At 62.8% G+C, this 25,318-nt stretch carries 23 protein-coding genes and 1 pseudogene; 23 read left to right on the top strand and 1 reads right to left on the bottom strand.

The window, feature by feature from the left end; all coding sequences use genetic code 11:
- The first annotated feature begins 49 nt into the window (after positions 1–49).
- From pstC to CYR75_RS16115, 9 genes and pseudogenes are all read left to right on the top strand, one after another.
- Positions 50–1,276: a phosphate ABC transporter permease subunit PstC gene (pstC, locus tag CYR75_RS15200; protein ID WP_101501111.1), complete on the top strand. Its 1,227-nt coding sequence runs from the start codon at positions 50–52 to the stop codon at positions 1,274–1,276.
- Positions 1,273–2,601 (top strand): phosphate ABC transporter permease PstA, encoded by a 1,329-nt coding sequence (pstA, locus tag CYR75_RS15195; protein ID WP_101501110.1) that lies wholly within the window; start codon positions 1,273–1,275, stop codon positions 2,599–2,601. Before pstC ends, pstA begins: the two co-directional genes overlap by 4 nt.
- Before the next feature lie 50 nt (positions 2,602–2,651).
- Positions 2,652–3,413 (top strand): phosphate ABC transporter ATP-binding protein PstB, encoded by a 762-nt coding sequence (pstB, locus tag CYR75_RS15190; RefSeq protein WP_225972957.1) that lies wholly within the window; start codon positions 2,652–2,654, stop codon positions 3,411–3,413.
- A gap of 4 nt (positions 3,414–3,417) precedes the next feature.
- Positions 3,418–4,125 (top strand): phosphate signaling complex protein PhoU, encoded by a 708-nt coding sequence (gene phoU / locus CYR75_RS15185; RefSeq protein WP_101501108.1) that lies wholly within the window; start codon positions 3,418–3,420, stop codon positions 4,123–4,125.
- Positions 4,126–4,128: 3 nt separating this feature from the next.
- Complete coding sequence (gene phoB / locus CYR75_RS15180) at positions 4,129–4,818, top strand: phosphate regulon transcriptional regulator PhoB (protein WP_101501107.1); 690 nt, start codon at positions 4,129–4,131, stop codon at positions 4,816–4,818.
- A 147-nt stretch (positions 4,819–4,965) separates the two neighbouring features.
- The gene (locus CYR75_RS15175) at positions 4,966–5,295 is read left to right on the top strand and encodes an aminotransferase class I/II-fold pyridoxal phosphate-dependent enzyme (protein ID WP_101501106.1); all 330 of its coding nucleotides are present in this window, start codon (positions 4,966–4,968) and stop codon (positions 5,293–5,295) included.
- Between the two features lie 84 nt (positions 5,296–5,379).
- A pseudogene (gene istA, locus CYR75_RS15170) lies at positions 5,380–6,866 on the top strand (IS21 family transposase).
- Positions 6,863–7,627, top strand: coding sequence for an IS21-like element helper ATPase IstB (gene istB / locus CYR75_RS15165; protein WP_101501105.1), 765 nt, complete (start codon positions 6,863–6,865; stop codon positions 7,625–7,627). Before istA ends, istB begins: the two are co-directional and overlap by 4 nt.
- Entirely contained in the window at positions 7,599–8,090 is a 492-nt protein-coding gene (locus CYR75_RS16115) for an acyl-CoA dehydrogenase family protein (RefSeq protein ID WP_318779006.1), read from the top strand. The genes istB and CYR75_RS16115 overlap by 29 nt, the downstream gene beginning before the upstream one ends.
- 141 nt (positions 8,091–8,231) lie before the next feature.
- Here CYR75_RS16115 and CYR75_RS15155 read toward each other — a convergent pair whose 3' ends face one another.
- Positions 8,232–9,092 carry a helix-turn-helix domain-containing protein gene (locus tag CYR75_RS15155; RefSeq protein WP_158644687.1) on the bottom strand — a complete coding sequence of 287 codons (861 nt, stop codon included), beginning with the start codon at positions 9,090–9,092 and terminating at the stop codon, positions 8,232–8,234.
- Positions 9,093–9,408: 316 nt separating this feature from the next.
- Here CYR75_RS15155 and CYR75_RS15150 point away from each other — a divergent pair, with 316 nt between their 5' ends.
- The 14 genes from CYR75_RS15150 (at position 9,409) to CYR75_RS15085 (ending at position 25,237) form a co-directional block, all read left to right on the top strand.
- Complete coding sequence (locus CYR75_RS15150) at positions 9,409–11,250, top strand: CoA-binding protein (protein WP_158644686.1); 1,842 nt, start codon at positions 9,409–9,411, stop codon at positions 11,248–11,250.
- Positions 11,241–11,495 (top strand): hypothetical protein, encoded by a 255-nt coding sequence (locus CYR75_RS15145; protein ID WP_101501101.1) that lies wholly within the window; start codon positions 11,241–11,243, stop codon positions 11,493–11,495. Before CYR75_RS15150 ends, CYR75_RS15145 begins: the two co-directional genes overlap by 10 nt.
- 57 nt (positions 11,496–11,552) lie before the next feature.
- Complete coding sequence (locus tag CYR75_RS15140) at positions 11,553–12,578, top strand: ABC transporter substrate-binding protein (RefSeq protein ID WP_101501100.1); 1,026 nt, start codon at positions 11,553–11,555, stop codon at positions 12,576–12,578.
- Between the two features lie 109 nt (positions 12,579–12,687).
- Positions 12,688–14,331: an ABC transporter permease subunit gene (locus CYR75_RS15135; RefSeq protein ID WP_158644685.1), complete on the top strand. Its 1,644-nt coding sequence runs from the start codon at positions 12,688–12,690 to the stop codon at positions 14,329–14,331.
- On the top strand, positions 14,331–15,419 hold the full coding sequence (locus tag CYR75_RS15130) for an ABC transporter ATP-binding protein (RefSeq protein ID WP_101501098.1): 1,089 nt from the start codon (positions 14,331–14,333) through the stop codon (positions 15,417–15,419). Before CYR75_RS15135 ends, CYR75_RS15130 begins: the two co-directional genes overlap by 1 nt.
- A complete protein-coding gene (locus CYR75_RS15125) occupies positions 15,416–17,107 on the top strand; it encodes a glycerol-3-phosphate dehydrogenase/oxidase (protein ID WP_158644684.1) in 1,692 nt (563 codons plus the stop codon). Before CYR75_RS15130 ends, CYR75_RS15125 begins: the two co-directional genes overlap by 4 nt.
- Positions 17,104–18,636 (top strand): FAD-binding oxidoreductase, encoded by a 1,533-nt coding sequence (locus CYR75_RS15120; protein WP_101501096.1) that lies wholly within the window; start codon positions 17,104–17,106, stop codon positions 18,634–18,636. The genes CYR75_RS15125 and CYR75_RS15120 overlap by 4 nt, the downstream gene beginning before the upstream one ends.
- The gene (locus CYR75_RS15115; protein WP_101501095.1) at positions 18,633–20,069 is read left to right on the top strand and encodes an FGGY-family carbohydrate kinase; all 1,437 of its coding nucleotides are present in this window, start codon (positions 18,633–18,635) and stop codon (positions 20,067–20,069) included. Before CYR75_RS15120 ends, CYR75_RS15115 begins: the two co-directional genes overlap by 4 nt.
- Before the next feature lie 11 nt (positions 20,070–20,080).
- Positions 20,081–21,472, top strand: coding sequence for an aldehyde dehydrogenase family protein (locus CYR75_RS15110; RefSeq protein WP_101501094.1), 1,392 nt, complete (start codon positions 20,081–20,083; stop codon positions 21,470–21,472).
- On the top strand, positions 21,469–22,278 hold the full coding sequence (locus CYR75_RS15105) for an enoyl-CoA hydratase/isomerase family protein (protein WP_101501093.1): 810 nt from the start codon (positions 21,469–21,471) through the stop codon (positions 22,276–22,278). The genes CYR75_RS15110 and CYR75_RS15105 overlap by 4 nt, the downstream gene beginning before the upstream one ends.
- Complete coding sequence (locus CYR75_RS15100; RefSeq protein WP_158644683.1) at positions 22,275–23,033, top strand: enoyl-CoA hydratase/isomerase family protein; 759 nt, start codon at positions 22,275–22,277, stop codon at positions 23,031–23,033. The genes CYR75_RS15105 and CYR75_RS15100 overlap by 4 nt, the downstream gene beginning before the upstream one ends.
- A 12-nt stretch (positions 23,034–23,045) precedes the next feature.
- Complete coding sequence (locus tag CYR75_RS15095; RefSeq protein WP_101501091.1) at positions 23,046–23,663, top strand: TetR/AcrR family transcriptional regulator; 618 nt, start codon at positions 23,046–23,048, stop codon at positions 23,661–23,663.
- The gene (locus tag CYR75_RS15090; RefSeq protein ID WP_101501090.1) at positions 23,664–24,818 is read left to right on the top strand and encodes an iron-containing alcohol dehydrogenase; all 1,155 of its coding nucleotides are present in this window, start codon (positions 23,664–23,666) and stop codon (positions 24,816–24,818) included.
- Between the two features lie 38 nt (positions 24,819–24,856).
- Positions 24,857–25,237 carry an acyl-CoA thioesterase gene (locus tag CYR75_RS15085; protein WP_318779005.1) on the top strand — a complete coding sequence of 127 codons (381 nt, stop codon included), beginning with the start codon at positions 24,857–24,859 and terminating at the stop codon, positions 25,235–25,237.
- Positions 25,238–25,318 lie beyond the last annotated feature (81 nt).

The following is a 25,318-nucleotide window of genomic DNA, read 5'->3' as shown; positions in this document are numbered from 1 at the left end:
GGGCCGGCACTGTCCGGGCCCTGCGCCCATCAACAGGAAAGCTGCCTTGATGTCGCTTTTGAATACAGTTTTCGCGTTACCGGTGCTGGTGATCGCTCTGGCCCTCCTCGGGCTCATCGGTGCCCGCGCGCGGGCACGCGTTGCCGCCGGCGGCGACATCCGCGCCTTGGCGGCTCTGCCCCGCGCACATGGAACGAACGCCTTTCTCAGCGTTCTTGTCCCTGCGGTTGCCAGCTTTGCGGCGCTGTCCCTTGTTCGGTTGATCGGGCCTCGGCAGGGTGTTGAAATCCTGTCCGCCCAAGTCGTGTTCTGGGTGGTGCTGGCCGTTGCCGCTCTCGGCTGCATCGGCGCAATCCTGCGGTCTTCGATCGGGTTTCGCGCCCGGGTGGCGTCCGAAACCTGGATCAAATCGCTGCTGATCGCCGCGTCGACCGTCGCAATCCTGACCACCATCGGCCTTGTGTTGTCGATGCTGTTCGAGGCGATGCACTTCTTTCGTCAGTATGACTGGCGCGACTTCTTCTTTTCAACCGAGTGGGCCCCGAATTTTCGCGGTAACAGCGCGCTCGGCATCCTGCCGCTGCTCTGGGGCACCCTCTACATCAGTTTCATCGCGCTTGCCTTCGCGGTGCCGGTGGGTCTGTTTGCCGCGATCTATCTGTCCGAATATGCCGGCCCCCGGATGCGCGGAGTCGCCAAGCCGCTGATCGAAATTCTCGCCGGAATTCCGACAATCGTTTACGGGCTGTTCGCCCTGATCACCATAGGCCCGCTGCTGCGTGACTACTTCGCGCAACCTCTTGGGCTGGGTAGCAGCGCCTCATCGGTCATGACTGCCGGGCTCGTCATGGGCATCATGCTGATCCCGTTCGTATCTTCGCTGTCGGACGACATCATCAATGCCGTGCCGCAGGCGATGCGCGATGGCTCCTATGCATTGGGTGCGACCCAGTCGGAGACCATCCGCAAGGTGATCATTCCGGCCGCCTTGCCCGGCATTGTCGGAGCCGTGTTGTTGGCGACCAGTCGCGCCATCGGCGAGACGATGATCGTCGTGCTCGGGGCCGGGGCCGCCGCCCGCCTGTCGCTGAACCCGTTCGAGGCCATGACAACCATCACCGTCAAGATCGTCAGCCAGCTGACCGGCGACACCGATTTCGCCAGCCCCGAAACGCTGGTCGCATTTGCCCTTGGGCTGACCCTTTTTGTGATCACCCTTTGCCTGAACGTGCTGGCACTGGTGATCGTGCGCAAATACCGGGAGCATTACGAATGACCGTCCTATCGAATTCCCTGTTGGTGCAGGATGATCGCACCAGGCGGCGCAATGCCGCCGAAGTGCGGTTTCGCGCCTGCGGGCTCGGGGCGATCGGGATCGCGATGCTCGCTCTGGCAATGCTGTTGACCTCGGTTGTCTCCAGCGGGATCGGGGCGTTTCGCCAAACCTATATCACGCTGGAAATCCCGTTACCCGCAGCCCAACTGGACAAATCCGGCACCCGCGATCCTGCCGCCATGGCGAAGGTCACGACGTTTGCATATGCCCCATTGCTGCGGAACGCGCTGCTGGCGAGAGTGAAGCAGTTGGGGATCACTGCCACGCTCTCTGACAGCGATATCGGCGGGATCATCAGCAAAGAGGCGGCAGCGACCCTGCGCGATCATGTTTTGGCGAACCCCGATCTGATTGGCGGCACGGTCACCATGGACGCCCTGTCCGAAGGGCGGATCGACGGTTATTTCAAGGGCCGGGTGACAACGGAAAGTGCCGCATTGGATGGCAATACCTCGCCCGAGGCATTGCAACTCGCCCAAAGCCTGGCCGACGCCGGTGTGATCGAGACCCGTTTCAACTGGTCGTTTCTGACCGCGCCTGACGCCAGCGACCAACGCCCCGAAGCCGCCGGTCTGGGTGTCGCCATTCTGGGCTCGCTCTACATGATGCTTGTGGTTCTGGTGCTGGCCTTGCCGATCGGGGTTGCCACCTCGATCTACCTCGAGGAATTTGCGCCGAAGAACCGGTTTTCGGACCTGATCGAGGTGAATATCAGCAATCTGGCCGCCGTGCCGTCGATCGTCTTCGGGATTCTGGGGTTGGCGATCTTCATCAATTTTGCCGAGTTGCGGCAGTCCTCGCCGCTGGTCGGAGGGCTGGTGCTGACGCTGATGACCCTGCCGACGATCATCATCTCGACCCGGGCGGCGCTGAAATCGGTGCCGCCTTCGATCCGCGATGCCGCGCTGGCGGTTGGGGCCAGCAAGATGCAGTCGGTGTTCCACCATGTCCTGCCGCTTGCGGCGCCCGGCATTCTGACCGGCACCATTATCGGACTTGCGCAGGCCTTGGGCGAAACCGCGCCGCTGTTGCTGATCGGCATGGTGGCGTTCGTGCGCGACTACCCGGCGGCCTATAGCGATGCGGCGGGACTGTTCGGCGAGGCCGCGACGGCGCTGCCGGTGCAGGTCTTCAACTGGACCCAGAGAGCGGACCCCGGCTTCGTCGAGCGGGCCTCGGGCGCGATCATCACGCTGCTGGTGTTCCTGCTCGTGATGAACACGGTCGCCATCTTGCTGCGCCGCCGCTTTGAACGTCGCTGGTAAGATCGGACCGGATCATGAAAGATACCAATTTGACCGAAAGTATCGATGCCATGACGCCCCAGAAAATATCGGCGAGACACGTGAATGTCCATTATGGCGAAACCCATGCCATCAAGGACGTGAGCGTGGACATTGCCGCCAACACGGTGACCGCGTTCATTGGCCCGTCGGGATGTGGCAAATCCACGTTTCTGCGCTGCCTGAACCGAATGAACGATACGATCGATACCTGCCGTGTGACGGGCGACATTCGCATCGATGATGAGGATATCTATGACCGCAAAGTCGATCCGGTGCAGCTGCGGGCCAAGATCGGAATGGTGTTTCAGAAACCCAACCCATTCCCGAAATCCATCCATGACAACGTCGCCTACGGCCCGAAAATTCATGGGCTGGCCCGAAACAAGGCTGAAATGGATGACATCGTTGAAGATGCCCTGAAAAGGGCCGCGCTGTGGAGCGAGGTCAATGATCGGCTCGACGCTCCGGGCACGGGCCTTTCGGGGGGGCAGCAGCAGCGGCTGTGCATCGCACGGGCCATTGCCACAGCTCCGGAAGTGCTGCTGATGGACGAGCCATGCTCGGCACTCGATCCGATAGCAACCGCGCAGATTGAAGAACTGATCGACAATCTGCGCCAGAGCTACAGCGTGGTAATTGTCACCCATTCGATGCAGCAGGCCGCGAGAGTCAGCCAGAAAACCGCCTTTTTCCACATGGGAAGTTTGGTAGAATTTGGTGAGACCGACCGGATATTTACCGCACCCGAAGATCCGCGGACCGAGAGCTACATCACTGGAAGGATTGGGTAGGATCATGCAAGAGGAACATATCTCATCGGTCTTCGATCGCGATCTGGAAGGTGTTCAGGCGCAAATCATGAAGATGGGTGGCCTGGTCGAAGAGGCCATTCGTGTTGGGGCGAAATCACTTGAGGCCCGCGACGAGGAATTGGCTTGCAAGGTGCGGGAGCGCGATAAATCGATTGACGACCTCGAGCACCTGATCAACGAGCGCGCTGCCCGGATCCTTGCCTTGCGTGCGCCGACTGCCATCGATCTGCGCCTGATCCTGAGTGTGATCAAGATCAGCAGTAACCTAGAGAGGATCGGCGACTATGCAAAGAACATGGCCAAACGCACGAGTGTGCTGTCGCGGATGGCGCCGGTCGGCGACAGTGGCGCCTCCATCCGGCGCATGGCCCGCCTAGTGGAGGCAATGCTGAAAGATGCGCTGGACGCCTATATCCGGCATGACGCCGCACTGGCCGCGGATGTGATTGCGCGCGATGAAGATGTGGACCAGATATATAACGCGCTATTCCGCGAATTGCTGACCTTCATGATGGAGGATCCGCGCAATATCACCGCCTGCATGCATCTGCACTTCATCGCCAAGAACACTGAAAGGATGGGTGATCACGTGACTGCGATTGCCGAACAGGTCGCCTATCTCGTGACCGGGAGTCTTCCAGACGAGCCGCGGCCGAAGGCGGACATGACCTCGTCTGTAACCGGGATTTGATCGGTGCGATCACTGAAGCCGACGGTCCTCTTGGTCGAGGACGAGCGGGCGCAGCGTGAACTTCTCACCTACAATCTTCGGGCTGAAGGTTTGGAGGTGCACTGTGCCGAGAATGGCGAGGACGCCCTATTGATGGTCGCTGAAGTGCCGCCCGATCTGATCATCCTTGATTGGATGATGCCGCTTTTGAGCGGAATTGAAGTTTGCCGCCAACTCAAGTCCCGCGATGAGACCGCGGACATCCCCATCATCATGCTGTCCGCCCGATCCGAGGACCTGGATGCTGTTCGAGGTCTTGACACCGGGGCGGATGATTATGTGGTCAAGCCCTACTCGGTACGCGAACTCTTGGCGCGGGTCCGGACGCAGCTCCGCCGCACATGTTCAGCTACGACAAGCGCGGCAATGAGGTTCGAGGACATTACACTCGATCCAGAGCGCCATCGCGTCATACGCGCGGACCAGGAATTGAAGCTCGGGCCAACGGAATTTCGATTACTGCTCACGCTGATGGAGCGATCTGGCCGCGTCTTCAGCCGCGAGCAGTTGCTCGACCGCGTCTGGGGTCAGGACATCTATGTCGATACCCGCACCGTCGACGTTCATATCGGACGGCTCCGAAAGGCGCTTATGCAATGCGGTGGCAGCGATCCGATCCGTACCGTGCGCGGCTCTGGATACGCCCTAGGATAAAAACCGCAGAAGGTTTTTGCCAATTTCTTGGCTTGCACTATCGAGAGCTTCCCGGCCGTTGCCCGCACAACAGAGGTGGCCCTCTCCTCCTCATTTAGCTATTGCGGCATGTGAGGTCATCGCGACTGAACCTCCGGCGTAAGCGCCTTGGCGATCCCCTATGCGGCGCGGCTTAACGCGGTCGAAAAGTTCCGTGTATGGACGCTCGCGCGCCCGGACCTGATCTATCTGGCACTTGGCATGCCGATCCCCGACACGCCCGACGCGATTAAGGAGGCGACGGTGGCGGCCCTTCGCGCGGGCCATGTGCATTACAGCGATTTCAAGGACATCCCGGAGCTGCGGGCCGCACTCGTTGACAAGATGCGCGAGCAGAACGACCTCGACTTTACGCCCGACGAGATCATCGTGACCAACGGCCTCACGCAGGCCTCGTTCCTTGCGTGTAAGCGGCGGTGCAAAAACAGACCACGGTAGCGGCGGGATGATCTCGCTGCCGGCGGAGTAAAACTCTGCCACTTTTGCCCTTTCTGGTGACAGGAGGGCGGGGGCGTATTCACCGTGGATTTGTATCGGAAGGTCCGTCTGGCTTGTAAGGACGGCATGAGCGAGCGGGCGGCGGCCAGGCATTTCGGGATATCACGCGACAGCGTCCGGAAGATGCTGAGCTTCTCTGTTCCTCCTGGGTATCGGCGCACGACGGCGATCAGGCGCCCGAAGCTGGATGGTTTCACCGAGATCATTGACGCCTGGCTCGTCGAGGACCGGGGCCGGAACCGCAAGCAGCGACATACGGCCAAACGGGTGTTCGAGCGGCTTCGCGACGAGCATGGTTTCACCGGTGGTTACACAATCATCAAAGATTACATGCGCGAGCAGGAGCGGCGGAGCCGTGAGATGTTCGTGCCGCTGGCGCACCCGCCTGGGCATGCCCAGGCTGATTTCGGCGAAGCGATGGTCATCATCGGCGGCGTCGAGCAGAAGGCGTATTTCTTTGCCTTCGACCTGCCGCACAGCGATGCCTGTTATGTCCGGGCCTATCCGGCCGCGACGTCCGAAGCTTGGGTCGACGGCCACGTTCATGCCTTCGCCTTCTTCGGCCGGGTGCCGGTTTCGGTGCTCTACGACAACGACAAATGTCTGGTGGCGCGTATACTGCCGGATGGCAGCCGCATGCGGACCAAGCTGTTCAGCGGGTTCCTGTCGCACTACCTGATCCGCGATCGCTATGGCCGCCCCGGCAAAGGCAACGACAAGGGCAGCGTCGAGGGCCTGGTCGGGTATTCCCGGCGCAACTTCATGGTGCCGATCCCCCGGTTCGCGACCTGGGACGAGTTCAATCTCTGGCTCGAGGCACAGTGCCGCCAGCGTCAGGCGGAGATCCTGCGCGGCCACGACGAGACGATCGGAGAGCGCCTCAGCCGGGATCTGGACGCGATGACGGTGCTGCCGCCGGCCCCCTTCGATGCCTGCGACCAGGCAACCGGACGGGTCACCTCACAGGCGCTGGTGCGTTACAAGACAACGACTATTCGGTGCCGGTCGCTTACGGCCACCGGGACGTTTGGATCAGGGGCTATGTCGACAAGGTGGTCATCGGCTGCGGCGGCGAGGTGATCGCCAGACACCCTCGTTGTTATGATCGCGAGGACATGGTCTTTGATCCGATCCACTACCTTCCGCTGATCGAGAGGAAGATCAATGTTTTAGACCAGGCGGCACCTCTGGCCGAATGGGGCCTTCCGCCCGAGTTCGCAACCCTGCGCCGCCTGATGGAGGCGCGGATGATCAAGGCGGGGCGGCGCGAGTACGTCCAGGTGCTGCGCCTTCTGGAGACCTTCGGCATCGATGACCTGCATGCCGCCGTGAAGAAGGCGCTGCAACTGGGCGCTGTCGGCTTCGATGCCGTCAAGCATCTCGTTCTCTGCCATGTTGAGAAGCGCCCGCCGAAGCTCGATCTCGATGTCTACCCCTATCTGCCGCGCGCCACCGTAGCGACCACCTCGGCGGCGAGCTACATGTGCCTGGTGTCGGCGGATGCGCCATGACGGACGCCCCCGAACTCCTGCTGGCGCATCACCTCAAGACACTGAAGCTGCCGACCTTCCTTCGGGAATACGCCAAGCTGGCCCGTCAATGCGCCGCCGAGGGGCAGGATCATGTCCGGTTCCTCGCTCGGCTGGTCGAACTGGAAATGATCGATCGGGAGCGCCGGATGATCGAACGCAGGATCAAGGCGGCGAAGTTCCCGGCGGTCAAAAGCCTGGACAGCTTCGACTTCAAGGCGATCCCCAAGCTCAACAAGATGCAGGTGCTGGAACTGGCGCGCTGCGAATGGATCGAGCGCCGAGAGAATGTCATCGCGCTTGGTCCGAGCGGCACCGGCAAGACGCACGCAGCCCTGGGTCTCGGCTTGGCTGCCTGCCAGAAGGGCCTCTCGGTCGGCTTCACCACTGCCTCCGCTCTCGTCAGCGAACTGATGGAGGCCCGTGACGAACGCAGGCTGCTGCGCCTTCAGAAGCAGATGGCAAACTACAAACTGCTGATCATCGATGAACTGGGCTTCGTGCCGCTGAGCAAGACCGGCGCCGAGCTGTTGTTCGAGCTGATCTCGCAGCGTTACGAGCGCGGTGCCACGCTGATCACCAGCAATCTACCGTTCGACGAATGGACCGAGACCTTCGGTTCCGAGCGTCTGACAGGCGCCCTGCTCGACCGGCTGACCCACCATGTCAACATCCTTGAGATGAACGGCGACAGTTACCGGCTTGGCCAAAGCCGTGCCCGGAAGAGCGCCGCCACCAACTGAACCGCATCATGATTGGCCCTGCCGGGCCAACGCGCCCCGGCAACCGCCAGCTCCTTGGAAAGCGCGGCTGCCGGGGCGCGATGCGCATCTCCGCCCCCGTCCTGAACGCCAGCCAGTGGTCTGTTTTTGCGCCGCCCCTTGGTGGGTTTTTACGCCGCCGTTGACAACTCGCCACCAGTTCGGCCGTCCGCCCTCGTCATTCCAGGCGTTGCAGCATCGGCTGGTGCAGATGTTCATCACGCTCGATGAGGCTCGCGCACTTGTCATGGCTGCGGCTATGGCGGCCAGTGAAAGGCTAGGCAGCGCTGATCACCTTGCCCAGGCCGCTTGGCAGAAGGTCGAGGAGAGCGGACAGAAGATCGCCGAGGAGGCGATCCAGATGCACGGCGGGATCGGCATGACCGAGGAGTGCTTCGTCGGTCGTTATGTCCGGCGAATACTCCACAACGCTCCGCTCGTTTGATGGATGGGACGATCAGGGGAGGGGTGGTTGAGCGGCAGAGGACACATGTCACTGAGTCCTGACCAGGTGATCAAAATTGTCACTGAGAATTGACCCAAGTGGAAACCTTCCCCCCTGCTCAGGCCCGGCTGTGGTCAGGTCTCATGGAGCGTGGCTCTCGAGCCGCGACATCCGGCAGTCGCCAAGATGGCCGCGACGCAGCCAGCCGGCCACCAGTTGAAACCCGCTTTGCGGCCAGTCGCGAGGCGTGTCGATCTTCACCAGCTCAGCAATGCCGAAGCCGGCCCTGTCGATCATCCGCAGCCGGGCCTTCGTGGTGAGGTTGGTGAGCGGTGCCAGAAACACGATGTTGTCGGCCACTGTCATGGAGTGCTCCAGAAACTCGGGCAGCAGGGACCACGGCGGGTTGGTGATGATCCAGTCGACTGGCTCCCGCCAGTCCAGGAAATCGCGTCCGGCTTCGATCTCGCACCACTCCCGCCGGAGGTGCCCGGGAAAGCTCTCATAGAAGGCCCCGTCGGCGCGCGCCGGGTCGAGTAGCGTGCCCTGCAGGTGGGGCGCAAAATGAGCGCAGATTTCTTGTGCAAGCGCAGGCGGCGTCATCACACGATCACGGTCGGCGCTATTGGGGGCGGGGATCAGCCGGCGCTTGCCTCGCAGAGGCGCGATCGGAGACCGGAAGCCGAGGAGCGAAGCATAGCCGCGCAGTGAGGCCAGTTCACCCTGCATCCGCTTCTCAATCCTGATGATCACCGGCCGACTGATCTTCAAGCGTTCCGCCACCTCCGCCTGGGTCATGCCTTGGCGGCGGCGCAGCGTCGCCAGCCCTGCGCCCGCCTCAAGCGTCGGGTGCGGCACCCAAGACCAGCCGAGATCGAGATGCGGCAAGCAGCGGGACAGGCTGCCGATGGTGCCGCCACCGCGCATGATCTTGCGCAGCGTGGGAGTTGAGATGCCGCTCTGCCGGGCAAGGGTGGTCCGGGTCAGGTCGAGGCGCTGCATCTGCGCGGTGAAAATGGGAGTCAGCGGCAAGGCGAAACCGGCAGAAAGAAACTTTTACAAGCGAGGAAAGCATTCGTGACACGCGGAGAAGGTAGATGCAACCGCGTCTGACTAGCTGCTGATTTGATCTGTATCGACTTAGCGGAATCTGCCGCCGGGCGCTAAGCGCTCCAATCAGATCCTAGATCCTAGGAAGCAATCCAACCCACTTAGCCTAGGATCTGCCCTCTCCGGCATCAGTTCCCCCTTATCGAATTTTGTTGACGAATCGTCAAAGAGAGCTAACGTTATGACAGCTGAGGGGGGAGAATCAGTGATGGACGGCAAGACTGTCGAGAGTGCGCAGCTGCGCGCGGACCGGTTGAACGCGCTCTTGTCGCCGCGCCGGATTGGAATCGTGGGTGTTTCGGCAAGCGATCCGCAGTCATGGGGCCACCGCGTGGTGCGCGTGTTGATCGATGGCGGATTTAGCGGCGACGTCTGCGTCGTTCATCCGAAGACAGATTTTCCCGGCGTGCGAACCGTTCGCGGCATTGCAGACCTCGACGACCCTGAGTTGGTGGTGATCTGCGTTCCCGCCGAACGGAGTATCGATGTCGTTGCTCAAGCCCGTCGCGCAGGGGCGAAAGCGGCTATCGTGTTCGCCTCCGAGTTTGCGGAGGCGGGTTCTGAAGGCGCCGCGCTTCAGCAAAAACTGGTCGCTGCGGCAGGTGACATGGTGCTGTTGGGACCGAACTGTTTTGGCCTCTCGAACCGCGTGGACAACGTCAAGTTATCGGCCGCGCCGTTCCTCAACCACACGCTGCGCGACAGTGGCGAAGTGGCGCTTGTCGCGCAGTCCGGCGCGTTGGGCCTTGTGCTGTCGCGCTGCGTCGAAGAGGCCGGCAGCGGCTACTCCCATTTTGTCAGCGTTGGCAACGAGGCGACGCTGGGTGCGGCCGAGATCGCGCGACACCTGATCGACCGCGACGAGGTTGGCGTCGTGCTGTTGTATCTGGAAGCGTTGCGAGATCCGCGTAATCTGGCGGATACGGCCACTCGGGCTGCTGAATTGGGCAAGCGGGTGGTTCTGCTGAATGCCGGCCGTTCGGAGGCGGGCAAGCGCGCCGCTCTGTCACATACCGCAGCCATTGCCGGTAACGACATGTTCTTGCAATCCCTCTGTGATGATTTCGGGATTGTGCGGATCCACGACGACGATGAAGTTAAACCCGTTCTGGCCGCGCTCGAGCGTGGTTGGCAGATGCCGGCCCACCCGCGCATCTGCATCTTGTCGAACTCGGGCGGCGCGGGGGCCGTGCTTGCGGATCAGGTTGAAGCGGTGGGGGGCCACGTGGTGCAACTTAGCCCAGAAACGCGGGCGAAGGTTGCGCGGATCGGGATGATCGGCGCCGGTGACAGCAATCCAATAGACATAGGCGGTGGATGGGAGGCCACGCTGCACTTGTTTAAACCAACTCTTGATGCGCTGTGCGCCGCTGAAGAGGTGGATGCGCTTGTCGTCTACATCGCCTTCGGCGAGATGTGCACCGACCGTGTCGTGCCCATCGCACAATATTGTTCGGACAGCGCTAAGCCAGTCACGTTTATTTGGCAGATCGCTCCTGCCGAAGGCTTGGCACAAGTTGAGACGCCGGGGATTCTCGCGACCAGCATGGGCGAGGGCGTGCGGATGCTGGCCGCCCAGATGAAGCTAAGCGATCCGCGTAGCGCCCGCTGGGTTGCGCTGGCCCGGACGGCCTTGGACCTGCCATCTGTGGCAGAGGATCAGAAGACGCTCGCCGAGCACGAAAGCAGTGCGTTGCTCGCGCAGAATGGCATGGCGTTCGTGCCGTCCGAGTTCGGTTCGGCCGATGCGTTGGACGATTTGGTTGCGCGGGTGGTCGCACAGGGCTGGTCGCGAGTCGTGGTCAAGGGCAATGCCCATGATGTGCCGCATCGCAATCGCGTGGGCCTGGTGCGCGTCGGGGTCAATGTCGATGATCTGCCGCAAGTGCTACGAGACATGAGGGTAGCACTGGAAGCGCATTCGGAAGATCCGAGGCAGGGCCTTTTGGTTCAGCCGATGGTCGATTTTCACGGGGAGATCGGAGTGGGTGCGTTGATAGACCCGCTGTACGGCCCGACAATCATAATCGGTCCGGGTGGGTGGGGATAGAGGATGCGACCGGCGCACGCGATGCGCTGCTGCTGAACACCGACAGTGCCAATTGGGACCTATATGCTCGGCGGGTCGAGGACCGCTACGGTCTGGCCACCGGTTCGCTTCGCCCTGTCATCGACGCTATGGCGCACCTGTTGGGCAGCGGCCAAGTCGCCGAAATCGACGTGAACCCGATGGTAAAGACCGATGTGGGCGCGCTGCTGGCGCTAGACTCCCTTGTTGTGCTCACGCCGCGCTGAAACGACCGGCCCCGACCGTTCTGATCGGCGGCCAAATCTGTGGAGGAGGAGAGGACTATGAGGAAAATATTAACTTGGGCCGCAGCGATTGCCGTGACCGCAGCGGTGCCGCTGGCCGCGCAGGACAAGCCCGACCATATTGTGTCGGCGAATACCGGCGGCCCGTATCTCCAGGCTACGCTGGATGCAACAGGCAAGGCATTTCAGGAAAAGACAGGGATTGAGGTTCTTGGCGACGGCCCGCAGACGCTGCCGCAATTGCAGCAGATGGTGAATGCCGGCCGGGTGACTTGGGACGTAGTCGAGGTTCCACCGGTTTTCACGATGCGCTACTGCGGCGAGCTGTTCCAAGAACTTCCCGAAGATCTGCAGAACGTCAAGGACGTGCTGCCGGGCTTTGGCAACAAGTGCGGCGTTCCGGTGGCGGGCTACGCCAACCTGATGCTGTACAACACTAAAACCTATCCTGACGGTGGCCCACAGAACTGGGCTGATTTCTTTGACACCGCGACATTTCCCGGCAAGCGCGGGTTGTGGGATGGCGCCGAGGGCGTAAATCTGGAAATCGCGCTGATGGCCGACGGTGTGAAACCAGAAGACCTGTATCCGCTGGATCTGGATCGCGCCTTTGCCAAGCTGGACACGATCCGCGACGACATCGTGTTCTGGCGCTCGGGCGCGCAATCTACGCAGATGATGGAAAGCGAAGAAGTGGACATGCTGATGGCATGGTCCTCGCGGGCTTACCCCGCGCTGAAGAATGGTGCGCCGTTCAAGCCGGTCTGGAACCAGCACATCATCTATTACAATGTGCTGGCCATTCCGAAAGGCGCGCCGCACCCGGACGTCAGCGCCGACTATATCCGCACGAATCTGGAACCCGCGCAGCAGGCGCGCGTGTCAGAATTGTATCCCGTCACTCCTGGCATCATCGGCACTCAGCCGAATCTGGACGAAGCGGGCCAGATGGTCTTTGCGGCGACGCCTGAGCGCGCAGCGAACGCCGTGCGACCAGACATCGCCTGGGTCGCGGATAACTCGGAAGAGATCAATCGCCGCTGGACCGAGTGGCTGAACCAGTGATCCCCGCTGTTTGACGGCCATGCCGGGCCGCACTCATTATCCGGCCCGGCAAACACCGATCCCGTCCGACCAAGCGGTAGAGCCGTCATCGGCGCTGAACGGAGGAACCATGTCTTCTGGATCCAGGAACTTCATCGCGCGCAACAAGAGCATACTGCTGCTCATGGCGCCGATCGTCGTCTTTCTCGCTGCGTTTTTCGCGTGGCCCGTCGTCCTTGTTCTGCTCAACAGCTTCGGTGGCAAGAACGGTGTCTTTGGCGAGTATGTCGAGTTCTTCACCAACAGCACCTATGTGCGGATCGTCGTGCGCACGATCGTCGTTGCCGTCTCGGTGACGCTCCTGTGCCTGCTGATCGGTTACCCTTATGCCTACCTGATGGTGCGCACACGGGGCACGACGTTGGCTGTTCTGACCGGCGTGGTGCTGCTGTCGTTTTTCACCAGCGTCATGGTGCGCAGCTTTGCCTGGATTGTCCTGCTACAGCGCAACGGCATCATTGACCGTGCTGTGCAGTGGGTTGGGCTAGACGGGCTGGTGCTGCGTGGCACGACGACAGGCGTCACGATCGCGATGGTGCAGGTGATGCTGCCGTTCATGATTTTTCCACTTTACAGCGCGATGGCGGGCATCGACACGCGCTTAGAACGCGCTTCGATCTCGCTTGGCGCAAGCGGGTGGACGACGTTCCGCCAGGTTTGGCTGCCGCTGTCGATGCCGGGGGTGATCGGCGGATCTGTGATCGTGTTCGTGACGTCGCTGGGCTTTTACGTCATTCCCGGTCTGGTCGGCTCGCCGTCGAACCAACTGCTGTCGCACCTGATCTATTCGCTGATAAACACGGTTCTGAACATCCCGCTGGCGTCGGCCGCGTCGCTGATCATGCTGCTGCTGGCGCTGCTAGTGGTGGTGCCGACGATGATCCGGTTCGACGTTGCGGGTGGCACCAGCCGGTTCGCGACCGATGAAGGGCGCGGCGACCGGCAATCCGTCTGGCTTTGGATCTGGGCGGCGCTGGTGATCGTGCTGTTGCTGGTGCCGGGTCTAATAGTCATACCACTCAGTTTTCCTGCAAATCGCAGCTTTGCCTTTCCGCCCGAAGGCTTTTCGTTGCAGTGGTATGCGCGCTTTTTCCAAGATCGCCAGTGGTGGGGGTCGTTCGTCACGTCTGTTCAGGTCGCGGTGCTGGTTACCATCACTTCGACGGTGCTGTCGGTGTTCGCAGGCCTTGCCCTGAGGCGATCCTCGGCCCGTGTCCGCACGATCATCCGCGCGCTGGTGCTGACCCCGCGGATCGTTCCGGGTGTGATCATCGCGATGGCGTTGTATGGGCTTTTCCTGCAATGGCAGCTTAATATCACTGTCACCGGACTGGTAATTGCACACACCGTGATGGCGCTGCCCTTCGCGTTTATCCCCATCGCCGCCACCCTGGAGCAGTTCGACGCTCGGTTCGAGCAGGCATCTGCGTCGCTGGGCGCATCGCGTCTGACCACGTTCCGTCAGATTATCTTGCCGCTGATCAGCACGGGAATGATGACGGGCGCGCTGTTTGCCTTTGTCATCTCCTTCGACGAGGTGGTCGTCTCGCTGTTCGTATCCGGTGTCGGCCTGCGCACCTTGCCGGTGCAGATGTATCGCTCGGTCGCCAACGACATCGACCCGACGATCGCGGCCGCTTCGACCATGTTGCTGGTGTTGACCGCTCTCACCGTGGTCGCGAGCACGATCTATACTCACAGGAGGGGCCGTTGATGGCTATCGAAACCGCGCGCGGCGCAGCGCTCGACCTACACGACCTAGGCAAGTCCTACGGGGGCCTCAAGGTGCTGGAAGGCGTCAACCTGAACGTCGCCCCGGGTGAGTTCATTACCTTTCTGGGGCCAAGCGGGTCGGGCAAGACAACGACCCTTAACCTGATCGCAGGTTTTGCCGCTCCCGATCCAGGCGGGCGGATGCAGCTTGACGGCCGGTCGCTGGCCGAGGTTCCGGCCCACAAGCGCGACATTGGCGTGGTGTTCCAGAATTACGCGCTGTTTCCGCACATGACTGTCCGCGAGAATATTGCCTATCCGCTGAAGCAGCGCCGACCGCGGCCCGACCGCGCCACAATCGAGCGACGCGTCGAGCAGGTGTTGACGCTGGTTCACCTGGAAGCCTATGGTGACCGCCGGCCGGATCAGCTGTCGGGCGGCCAGCAGCAGCGCGTGGCGCTAGCTCGTGCAGTGGTGTTTGAACCAAAATTGTTGCTGCTGGATGAACCGTTGGGCGCGCTGGACAAGCGGCTGCGTGAATCGCTGCAGTTGGAACTGCGCCGCATTCACCGCGAACTGGGCGTGACAATCATCTTCGTTACGCACGACCAAGACGAAGCGCTGACGCTGTCGGACCGGATTGTCGTCTTTCGAGAAGGTGCGGTCGAACAGATCGGCACGCCCGCCGAATTGTATAACAATCCCGGCAGCGAATTCGTCGCGACGTTTTTGGGTGATTCTAACATCTTCACGGGGACGGTCGATGCTGGCCGGTTCGTTCGACCCGGCGTGGACGCGCGGTTCGCCCCGCTTGCCACCGTCGCTAACGGTTCGGTCACGATCATGGTTCGGCCCGAAAACGTCACCGTCTCGGCGGATGGCGCCGGCGCCGACAATGCGGTGCCGGTCACGATCGAAGACGTCGTCTTTTCTGGCGCCACATTGCGCGCCGAAGGCGTGGACGCCGCAGGCACGCAACTAATTGCCCGCACGCGCGCCGATGCCGCGGTTCCGCCAGTCGGGTCGCGGGCATGGTTCTGCTGGGATGGCGCGGCCACCCGCGTGGTTTCGGCAGGGCGGGCAAAATGAACACGGTAGAGCAACAGGTCACAGCCGAATTGGATCGGCTTGCTGCTGACGAGCCGCTATCCTGCCGGGCCCGGCATCTTGCACGGTTGTCGGGAGGCAGGTTCGATGTTCTGGTGATCGGTGGCGGCATCACCGGGGCTGGGATCGCGCTGGACGCGGTCGCCCGCGGGCTAAGCGTGGCGCTGGTTGAGGCCGGAGATTTCGCGTCCGGCACCTCGTCGCGGTCGTCCAAGATGATCCATGGCGGCTTTCGCTATTTGCAGACTGGCGACGTGGCGCTGGTGCGGGAATCGCTGCGCGAGCGCCATGCGCTGCAGCGCAACGCTCCGCATCTGGTGCGGGTCATGCCGTTTATGATTCCGCTGTTCCTGAAGGGCGGTGTCATCAATCCCAAACTGTCGCGCGCGTTGGGGGGCGCGTTATGGAGCTATCAGCTTGCCGGTGCCTGGCGGCTGGGCCGCCGTCACCGCCGGCTGAGCCATGACGAGGTCGCGCGTCATATGCCGTCACTGGACATGGCCCGCATCGGCGCGGGTTACATGTTCCACGACCTGCGTGCCGATGATGCGCGGTTGGTGCTGGCGGTGCTGGCATCGGCAGCCACGCGCGGCGCATGCGTGGTCAATCACGCGCGCTGCGTCGGGTTGTCGGACTGCCGGAAGGGAATACGAACCGCGCGCATAGCAGTGGACGGAGAAGAAACCGATGTCAGCGCGCGCATGGTGGTGAATGCGACCGGCGTTTGGGCGCAAAAATTTTTGGAGGCTGTCAGCGTTCACAGCCCCCGCAAGCTCGCGCCCGCCAAGGGCACACATATCGTCGTGCCGCATGCGCTGGTGCGTAACGACGTGGCCGTGAGCCTGCCGGTCGCCAGCGATCGACGCACGGTCTCGGTCGTCGACGAAGGGCCGTTTGCCTATATCGGTTCGACGGAAACGACGGACCCTGCCGACGTGGATAAGCCTAGTGTTACGGAAAACGACATTAGTTACATCCTCGATGGCATCAACCGTCATCTGGTTCGCCCGGTCACACCGTCCGACATCATCAGCGGCTGGGCCGGTTTCCGGCCGCTGATCGCGGATGGCAAAAGCGCCCGCAGTTCCGACCTGTCGCGCCGCCATAGCATCGAACAAGAAGCCGATCGCCTGATCACCGTCACCGGTGGCAAGCTGACCACCTATCGAGAAATGGCCGAGGGCACGGTGGACGTAATCTGCCAGGTCTTGGACCACAAGGCGCGCTGCACCACCCGTAAGCTGCGCCTGCACGGCTATCACGCCGGGGCCAGCCATCTTGCGCGCGGCGAACGCCTGGACAAGCGCTATGGTGATCGCGCCGCTGCGGTGCAGCGCCTGTCCCGCCTTGCCCCCGAGCTGGGCACCACGATTACGCCAAACGGTGACACCACTCTTGCTGAAGCGGTGTGGGGCCTGCGTGCCGAGATGGCGACCACACTGGTCGATGCGCTGTTCCGGCGCACCCGGATCGCGACCTTCGACGGGCGCGCCGTCTTGGCGGATGCCGCCGGTATCGCGATGCGGGTCGGGCGCGCCGTCGGCTGGGGCGCCAACCGCATCGGCGCGGAAATCGCGCTTCTGGACTCAACGCTGCGACAGGAACTTGGCGTGCTAGCGCTGGACTTGCCGCAACCCCCCCACACCCATTCGAGAGAGGACACCCCATGACTCGCAGCCCTATCGACATTGAACCCCGCAGACCCAGCCCAATCCCCGGTGCGCACGGTCTTGAAGGTGTCACGCCCCGAGAAACGCTGACCGGGCAGCCCGTCGTCGTGAACGACGCCTTCATCCAGTCACTAGAGCGGGTCTGCGCATCGGTGGATGTCGACGACAACAGCCGCAGGGACTACGCCCGCGACTGGTGGCCCTTGGGAATGGTCTGGGCCACGACCGGGCATGTTGCGCGCATGCCGGCCGCCGTCGCGCGCCCCAGAAGCGTCGACGAGGTGGCTGCCGTTCTGCGCCTTGCCAACGACGCCGGCGTGCCGGTGACGGCAGCCGGTGGGCGCAGCGGTGTTCTCGGCAACTCGCTGCCGGTCTTCGGTGGCGTAGTGCTGGACCTGACGCAACTGTCCGGCATCACCGATCTCCGCGGCGATGACCTGACGGTCGACGTCATGGCGGGTACCTTCGGCGACGACTTCGAGGCCGCGTTGCAGAAGCAGGACTATACCGCCGGACACTGGCCACAGTCGATGAAGCTGGCGACCGTCGGCGGCTGGATCGCCTGTTCCGGCGCGGGTCAGATGTCCACGCGGTATGGCACTATGGCCGACATCACCAAGGGTGTGACGGTGGTGCTGGCGGACGGGCGCGTGGTCGAGACGTCCGAGTATTCGCATTCATCCACGGGCCCGGACATGACGCAGCTGTTCGTCGGCTCGGAAGGGACACTCGGGGTGATCGTCTCGGCGCGGCTGCACATTCACAAGAAGGCCGAATACAGTGAAAGCGGCGCTTGGGCGTTTGACAGCTTCGACGAGGGTGCCGACGCGATCCGGCGCTTTTCGCAGCGTGGTGCGCGTCCGGCCGTCGTGCGCCTGTATGACGCGACCGAGTCGCGGCGCAACTTCGACACCAGGGACCAACATATCCTGCTGATCCACGATGAAGGCGATCCCGCGATCGTCGCCGGCATCATGGCCGTCGTGCGTGAGGAATGCGATGGTAAGCTCAGCGACAAGGCGCTGGTGGATCGCTGGCTTGACAACCGCAACAGCGTTCACGCGTTGGATGATCTGATCCTGGATCGGGCCCCAGATACCATGGAGATCACCGCGCCGTGGTCGCGGCTGGCGCGCATTTATCATGACGCTACAGCCGCGATGATGGCGGTTGACGGCACGCGCACCGCGACCGCGCACATCTCGCATGCTTACCCTGGCAGCGCTGGTCTTTACTTCATGTTCGGCGGTCGCCCCGAACTGGAGGATCGCCCGCGTTGGTATCGCGAGGTGTGGAACGCAGGCGCCCGTTCGGTTCTGGCCAACGGTGGCAACCTTGCGCATCATCACGGCGTGGGACTTCAGCGCGCGCGTTTGATGGGCGAGGCGCTGGGTTCAGGGCTGGATCTGCTGCAGTCGGTCAAGGATGCGCTTGATCCCAACGGCATTCTCAACCCCGGCAAGCTGGGCTTGTCCAACCCCTTCGGCCCAACGCCGGACTGGGCTGACAAGGCGGCGCCGCAGGCATGACGCCGAAAGCTCCCCTTGTCCTGGTGATCGACCTTGGCACGACCAGCCTGCGCTGCTCGGTCATCGACGCGCAGGGGATAGTCTGCGCGCGGCGGCAGAGCGTGGTACCGGAACGCCGCAACGACGACGGGCTGTCATGGGATGGGGGACTGTTGGCCGCGTATGTCCTGCGCGATGTGCGTGCGCTTGCTGACGATTGGGTGCTGGCGGGCATCGCCATCGCCAACCAGCGCACGACGGCGCTGGTCTGGGATGCGGCAACAGGCACCGCGTTGGGGCCGGTGCTGTCGTGGTCTGACGGGCGCACACGCGGTCTCGACCGCACCTTGCGTAAACGGGGCGTGGCGATGATTCCGGGACTGGCGGCGTCAAAATGGCGATGGCTACTGGACCGCGCTGACCCCGACGGCACGCGTGCGGCTGCCGGTCAGTTGCGGGTAGGCACGCTGGAAACTTGGCTGATATGGATTCTAACTGATGGGTCGTTCCATGTCAGCGATCACGTCAACGCGTCGCATAGCGGGCTGTTCGATTTGGTGAAGTTGGACTGGAATCGCACGCTGGCGGCCGAACTAAACCTGCATTCGTCGCTGCTGCCCCAATTAGTATCTTGCATGCCCGAGGTAATCCCGGCGAGCGCGATCTCTGGCGCACCGCTGATCTTGGCCGTCATCGGCGATCAACAGGCGTCGCTGGTGGGGCAGGGCTGCCTTGCGCCCGGCACGGCGAAGATCACCTTCGGGACGTCGGCCGTTCTAAATATGGTGACAGGCACCGCGCCGCTCGCCAATCCGTCGCGCCAGGCGTTCGGCAATGTCGCGCTGAGCACCCCCGACGGCGTGTCCTTTGGCGCCGAGGCCGCCGTCATGTCCGCGGGCAGTTCGGTGGAATGGCTGGTTCGCTTGGGTGTGCTGCGCGATGTTGCGGCGCTTGATGCCGTGGTTCAGCCCGACCAACGCAGCGGCGCCGTGTTTGTGCCCGCGCTGGAAGGCTTGGGGGTGCCGCATTGGCAACCCGGCGCGCGCGGCAGCTTTTTTGGCCTGTCAGGCGCGACAGGCGCGGGCGGGATGACGCGCGCTGTGTTGGATGGAATCGTGTCGGCGACCGCCGAGATCATTGATCAGATCGAGGACGCGACCGGCCAACGCCTGATTGAGATCAGCGTCGACGGTGGACTGACCCGAAGCAACGCCTTCAACGCCATCCTTGCGGCCACCGTCGATCGCCCGCTTTGTCGCGCCACCGACGCCGAGGCGACGACCCGCGGCGCCGCGATTTTAGCGCAACGCGCCTTGGGCATTGACGTGCCCTTCGCGAGCGACCGGACGCCGCTTGACGTGCCCCCAGGCACGATGCCGGCCGACCGCACCGGCTGGCAGGATGCTGTCGCGCTGACTGTTGAATTCACCAAGACGCGCAACGACCGAGTCTGAAAGGATAACTTATGACCGTACACGACATCGCCCTCGTGAATGGCACGATCGCCCCCGTGCAGGGAAAGCGTCACCAGGATCTAACCAGCCCTCTTACCGGGCAGCAGGACCGTCGCACGGCCCATGCGGATGACGCCGATGTCGACGCCGCGGTGTCCGCCGCGCGGGATGCGTTTCCCGCGTGGTCGCAGACCGACGCCGCGACCCGCCGCAAGGTGATCGAGGCGCTGGCAGACGGGATCGAGCAACGCGCCGACGATCTTGCGGCCGCCATCAATGCCGAGGTTGGCACGCCCGAAAAGATCGCACGGGCGGTGCAGGCCAGTCTGCCGGTCCATGTGCTGCGCGGGTTCGCTGCTGACCTAGATGCGGCACTTGCGGACGAGACGATTGGCCATTCGACCATCACTCACCGCCCGATCGGTGTCATCGCCGCCATCACGCCGTGGAACTATCCGCTGCACCAGGCCATGGCCAAGATCGGCGCCGGGCTGGCTGCGGGGTGTACGCTGGTGGTGAAGCCCAGCGAGCTGACGCCGCGGACCAATGCCATGATGATGGAGATACTTGCCGAGACGACACCTGCCGGGGTTGTGAACGTGGTGCCGGGCGATGCCCGCACCGGCGCAGCACTCGTCAACCATCCGGGAATCGACGCGGTATCCTTCACCGGCTCGGTCGAGGGTGGGCGCGCGGTGGCACAAGCTGCGGCAAGCCACCTCAAGCCGTGCTTTCTGGAACTGGGCGGAAAATCCGCGGGCATCCTGCTAGACGATGCTGACCCGGATGCCGCGCTGAAGGCGATGGTCAATGGCGGGTTGCTGAACAGCGGACAGACCTGCAACGCGCTGACCCGTATCCTGGTGCCCCGCGCAATGTTGCACGATGCGGCGGCCAAGGTCGGCGCGCTGGCCGACCAGATGGCTACGCGGCTCGGTCCGGTCATCTCGCAGGCGCAGTTCGACCGCGTGCGGGGCTTTATCGCCCGCGCCAAGGCCAACCCGAAAATTGAGCTCGTGACGGGGGCCGACCCGGCGGCGGGGCAGAGGGGTTGGCAGGTCCAGCCCGCCGTATTTCTTGCACATGACCGCGCGGCCGAGATCGTCCAATCCGAAGTGTTTGGCCCGGTGATCGTCGTGCTGGGTTACGACGACGAGGATGATCTGATCGCGCTGGCAAACGACACCGCCTATGGTCTTGCCGCCGCGATCTGGGGTGCCGATGCAGCCCGCATCGATAGGATCATTGCTCGCCTGCGCGCCGGGCAGATCGACGTGAACGGGGCGCCGTTCAATCCGCGCGCGCCGTTCGGCGGTTTCAATCAATCCGGCAGCGGCCGCGAGATGGGCCTATTCGGCATCCGGGAGTTCCAGCGTCCGGTTTCCGTTCAGAAGAAGGCATGATCGATATGACCGAGCAGCAAACCATTCTTGAAGTTGTAGCCGACGGCGTGGCGCAGTTGACGCTGAACCGCCCGGACGCGATGAACACGATGACGCCCGCCTTCCTTGACGATGTGTTGGCGCAACTGGAGCGGGTCACCGACGATCCCACGATCCGCGTGATGATCCTGACCGGCGCAGGCCGGGCGTTCTGCGCCGGGGGCGACCTGAAGCGCGGTCCGGGCGGCGCCGTCGCGGGCGATCCGCCGCTGGCCTCGCAGACGGGGCGGCTGCGCAACTTCATGCGCTCGTCGCAGCTTTTGCGCGACATGCCCAAGATCACGATTTCAGCGATCAACGGTGCCTGCGCGGGGGCGGGTTTTTCGTGGGCGTGCGCGACCGATCTGCGTTTTGCCTCGAGCAAGGCGCGGTTCGCGACGGCCTTCCGAAATGCGGGGCTGTCGGGGGATTTCGGGGGGACCTGGCTGCTGCCGCGGATCGTGGGTGGTGGCCGAGCGCGCGATCTTTACCTGCGTTCAAAGCCGATCACCGCGCAGGAGGCCCTAGACATGGGTCTGGTTTCAGGGATCGAAGAGCCCGACGTCCTGCTTGATGCGGTGCTGGAGATCGCCCGCGATCTGGCTGCTGCCGCACCGTTGGCGCTGCCGCTGATCAAGCAAAACCTCAATGACGCCGATGAGATCTCGTTTGCCGAGGCGCTTGATCGTGAGGCCCGTCGTCACAGCTCCATGGTCGCCACTGCAGATGGCACTGAAGCAGCCCGCGCTTTTACCGAGAAGCGCCAACCGAAATGGACTGGAAAATGAGCATTGATCTGACATGGAATGACGCGAAGACTGTCGCGACCGTCATGCTGAACCGCCCCGAGACCTTAAACGCCATGACTGCCGACGCCCTAGATGAGGTTGGCCACGCGTTCCAGCAAGCCGACGCCGAGGGCGCTCGGATCATCCTGCTGCGCGGCGCTGGCCGGTCTTTCTGCGCAGGTGCGGATCGCAAGCAGTATCCTGGCTTCAAGACCAGCGAGGAAAACATCGGTCGCACACAAAATGCAATTGAGGTCGGCGTTCAGCTGAAGCGCGGGCTGATGGGCACGAACGCGCTGACTATCGCGCAGGTGCACGGCCACGCCGTCGGCGGCGGGCTGGTCATGGCGATGTGCTGCGACATGCGCTTTGCGGCCGACGACGCAAGGATGTCGCTGCCAGAACTGAAACTGGCCCTGCCGCTGGGCTGGGGCGCGCTTTATCGCCTGATCGAACTGGTCGGCACCACCCGCGCATGGTCGCTGCTGGCTGAATTCGAAGAGCTTTCGGGCACGCAGGCGGTCGAAGCCGGCCTCTTCTCGGCTGCGTTCGCGCCAGATCAGCTTGGGCAACAGGTCCAACAGCGTATCGACGCCCTGTTGCAGATCGATCCCGAGGCGCTTTTCTTGACCAAGCGGCAATTCCGGGCAATTGCCGCACGGGCATCCTTCGGCAATATCGAGGAGCTTGACGGCGCCTTGTTGCTTGGCCCGCTGCGTGGACCCCATGTAAGGGAAAAGTTCGCGGGACTTTGAGGAAGATTAGACATGTCGACGAAATCTGCCTCGGCCGCAGGTGTCGCCCCGGAAACGGGTACGGCCACTAGAGTCGAAGATGCCGTCCTGCAGATGCTGGAAGAGCAGGGGGTGCTGACCGGCATCAACCTAAACGAGGTGGCCAAGGCGGCAGGCGTGAACCGGACACTGGTTTATCACCACTTCGGCTCGCGTCGGGGTCTTCTTCGTTCAGCGATCAAGCACGAGTTGCGGCGGCGGCAGGTCCAGACGCGGACGCCGTCGCAGCCGATGAATTTGGGCGCGCGGGTGGTCCACGCCCTACGGTCGCTGCTGGGGGGAGGGTCGTCGCTGCGCCTAACGACGCTGCTGCATCTGGACGGCTCGACCGCGCCGCGGCTGATGCCGAATGCGGAGACGACGTTGCTGCAGCTGGAACGGGACCGCGCTTTGGGCCTGGTTCCAGACGTCGACGACCTGCCGGCGCTGCACGCCACCTATGCGGCGACCGTCTATGGCTATGCCCTGTTTCGCGAGATCTTCGCCCGCGACCTTGGCATCGACGTCGCTGAACTGGACGAACGCGTCATGGCACAGGTTGAACGCCTGTACGATTCCACGGGTGCCGCGGCGCCTCCACAGGGGAAATAAATGTCCTTCACGTTCGAAACCACGCGCTCGATCCGCTTCGGAGCGGGGCTTCTCGACCAGCTTGACGTGATCGCGGCGCCATTGCTTGGAGCGCGGATCGTGATGGTGACGGATCCCGGCATGATGGCGACGGGCATGCCCCGCCGGGCCGACGCCGCCTTGCGTGCTGCCGGGGCGGAGGTGCACATTTTTCAGGACGTTGCCGCCGACCCGTCCGAGCAGATCGTAAATGCCGCGCGCGACCGGATACGTGCCGTCGACGCGACCGGGGTAATCGGGCTTGGCGGCGGATCATCGCTGGACGTGGCCAAGCTGGCCGCGGCACTGGCGTTCAGCGGTGCCGACCTGCGTGACTGCTACGGCATCGGCCGACTATCGGCCGGGCGCCTGCCGCTGGTGGCGGTGCCGACGACGGCCGGGACCGGGTCCGAGGTGACGCCTATCGCCATCGTCAGCACCGACACCAACGAAAAGTTCGGTGTGGTCAGCCCGGTGCTGCTGCCAGATATTGCGGTGCTGGACCCGGAAACCACGTTGGGGTTGCCCCCGCATGTGACCGCTGCGACGGGTATAGATGCCATGGTTCACGCCATCGAATCCTATTGCTCAGCCAGCCCGAACAACAATCCCGTCTCGCGTGCGCTCGCTTGCGAGGCGCTGCACCTGATGGGGCGGTCGCTGGAGAGCGCCGTTGCGACACCAGGCGATGTGCAGGCACGGTCCGACATGCTGCTGGGATCGCTGCTTGCGGGTCAGGCGTTTGCGAATTCCCCGGTTGCGGCCATTCATGCGCTGGCCTATCCGATCGGTGGGCGGTTCAAGGTGTCGCACGGGCTGTCGAACGCCCTTGTTCTGCCGCATGTGCTGCGCTTTAACGCAGAAACGGCGCCCGCTGGATATGCCCATCTTGCGCCCATTGTGTTCCCCTCCCTGCGTGCCGCCGATGAGCGCGCCACCGCATTCGCCTTTTGCGAGGCACTGCAGGAGCTAAGCGTGCGCTGCGGCCTGCAGCAGCATCTGCGTGACGTGGGTATCCCGCAAGAAGCGCTGGCGGGCATGGCGTCCGACGCGATGAACCAGACTCGGCTTCTAATCAACAATCCTAGGAAGCTTACGCAGGACGATGCCCTCGGCATCTACAACGCAGCATGGTAACGGCGGTTTCGCGCGACCGGAGTGACTATCCCCATGCCTTGGCGCTGCCCACACGGTGGATCGACAATGACGCCTTTGGGCATATGAATAATGCGGTGCACTACCAATTCTTCGACACAGCGGTGAATCGATTGCTGCTCGATCTAGGCTGCTCTCAAGCGGCGAGCGGCCCCAACAGGTTTCTGGTTGTCGAGACGGGTTGCCGCTACTTTAACGAGTTGGCTTACCCTGATCTCATTGTGGTCGGGCTACGGGTCGGGCACTTAGGTCGATCATCGGTGCGCTACGACTTGGGTCTGTTTCGGAGTGACGACACGCTCGCCTCTGCCGCTGGGTTCCTAGTGCATGTTAACACTGTGTCAGGGCGGCCTGCAGCATTCTCGGCCGAGTTGCGGGACAAGCTGGGAAACTTGATGTGACCTGCATGGCTTCACCAGGCCTGTCCATCTCCTCGCTTGCCAGCTCATTACTGGGTTGGTCAAAGCCACATTAAGCAGGTG

The organism is Paracoccus jeotgali (genome assembly GCF_002865605.1).
Taxonomy (GTDB): Bacteria; Pseudomonadota; Alphaproteobacteria; order Rhodobacterales; family Rhodobacteraceae; genus Paracoccus; species Paracoccus jeotgali.
This window is presented reverse-complemented; position numbering and strand designations above follow the sequence as displayed.

Excerpts from the sequence above, each read along its gene's own strand:
- pstC (WP_101501111.1), top strand. The coding sequence starts at position 50 with ATGTCGCTTTTGAATACAGTTTTCGCGTTACCGGTGCTGGTGATCGCT.
- pstA (WP_101501110.1), top strand. The coding sequence starts at position 1,273 with ATGACCGTCCTATCGAATTCCCTGTTGGTGCAGGATGATCGCACCAGG.
- pstB (WP_225972957.1), top strand. The coding sequence starts at position 2,652 with ATGACGCCCCAGAAAATATCGGCGAGACACGTGAATGTCCATTATGGC.
- phoU (WP_101501108.1), top strand. The coding sequence starts at position 3,418 with ATGCAAGAGGAACATATCTCATCGGTCTTCGATCGCGATCTGGAAGGT.
- istB (WP_101501105.1), top strand. The coding sequence starts at position 6,863 with ATGACGGACGCCCCCGAACTCCTGCTGGCGCATCACCTCAAGACACTG.
- CYR75_RS15155 (WP_158644687.1), bottom strand. The coding sequence starts at position 9,092 with ATGCAGCGCCTCGACCTGACCCGGACCACCCTTGCCCGGCAGAGCGGC.
- CYR75_RS15150 (WP_158644686.1), top strand. The coding sequence starts at position 9,409 with ATGGACGGCAAGACTGTCGAGAGTGCGCAGCTGCGCGCGGACCGGTTG.
- CYR75_RS15140 (WP_101501100.1), top strand. The coding sequence starts at position 11,553 with ATGAGGAAAATATTAACTTGGGCCGCAGCGATTGCCGTGACCGCAGCG.
- CYR75_RS15135 (WP_158644685.1), top strand. The coding sequence starts at position 12,688 with ATGTCTTCTGGATCCAGGAACTTCATCGCGCGCAACAAGAGCATACTG.
- CYR75_RS15130 (WP_101501098.1), top strand. The coding sequence starts at position 14,331 with ATGGCTATCGAAACCGCGCGCGGCGCAGCGCTCGACCTACACGACCTA.
- CYR75_RS15125 (WP_158644684.1), top strand. The coding sequence starts at position 15,416 with ATGAACACGGTAGAGCAACAGGTCACAGCCGAATTGGATCGGCTTGCT.
- CYR75_RS15120 (WP_101501096.1), top strand. The coding sequence starts at position 17,104 with ATGACTCGCAGCCCTATCGACATTGAACCCCGCAGACCCAGCCCAATC.
- CYR75_RS15115 (WP_101501095.1), top strand. The coding sequence starts at position 18,633 with ATGACGCCGAAAGCTCCCCTTGTCCTGGTGATCGACCTTGGCACGACC.
- CYR75_RS15110 (WP_101501094.1), top strand. The coding sequence starts at position 20,081 with ATGACCGTACACGACATCGCCCTCGTGAATGGCACGATCGCCCCCGTG.
- CYR75_RS15105 (WP_101501093.1), top strand. The coding sequence starts at position 21,469 with ATGATCGATATGACCGAGCAGCAAACCATTCTTGAAGTTGTAGCCGAC.
- CYR75_RS15100 (WP_158644683.1), top strand. The coding sequence starts at position 22,275 with ATGAGCATTGATCTGACATGGAATGACGCGAAGACTGTCGCGACCGTC.
- CYR75_RS15095 (WP_101501091.1), top strand. The coding sequence starts at position 23,046 with ATGTCGACGAAATCTGCCTCGGCCGCAGGTGTCGCCCCGGAAACGGGT.
- CYR75_RS15090 (WP_101501090.1), top strand. The coding sequence starts at position 23,664 with ATGTCCTTCACGTTCGAAACCACGCGCTCGATCCGCTTCGGAGCGGGG.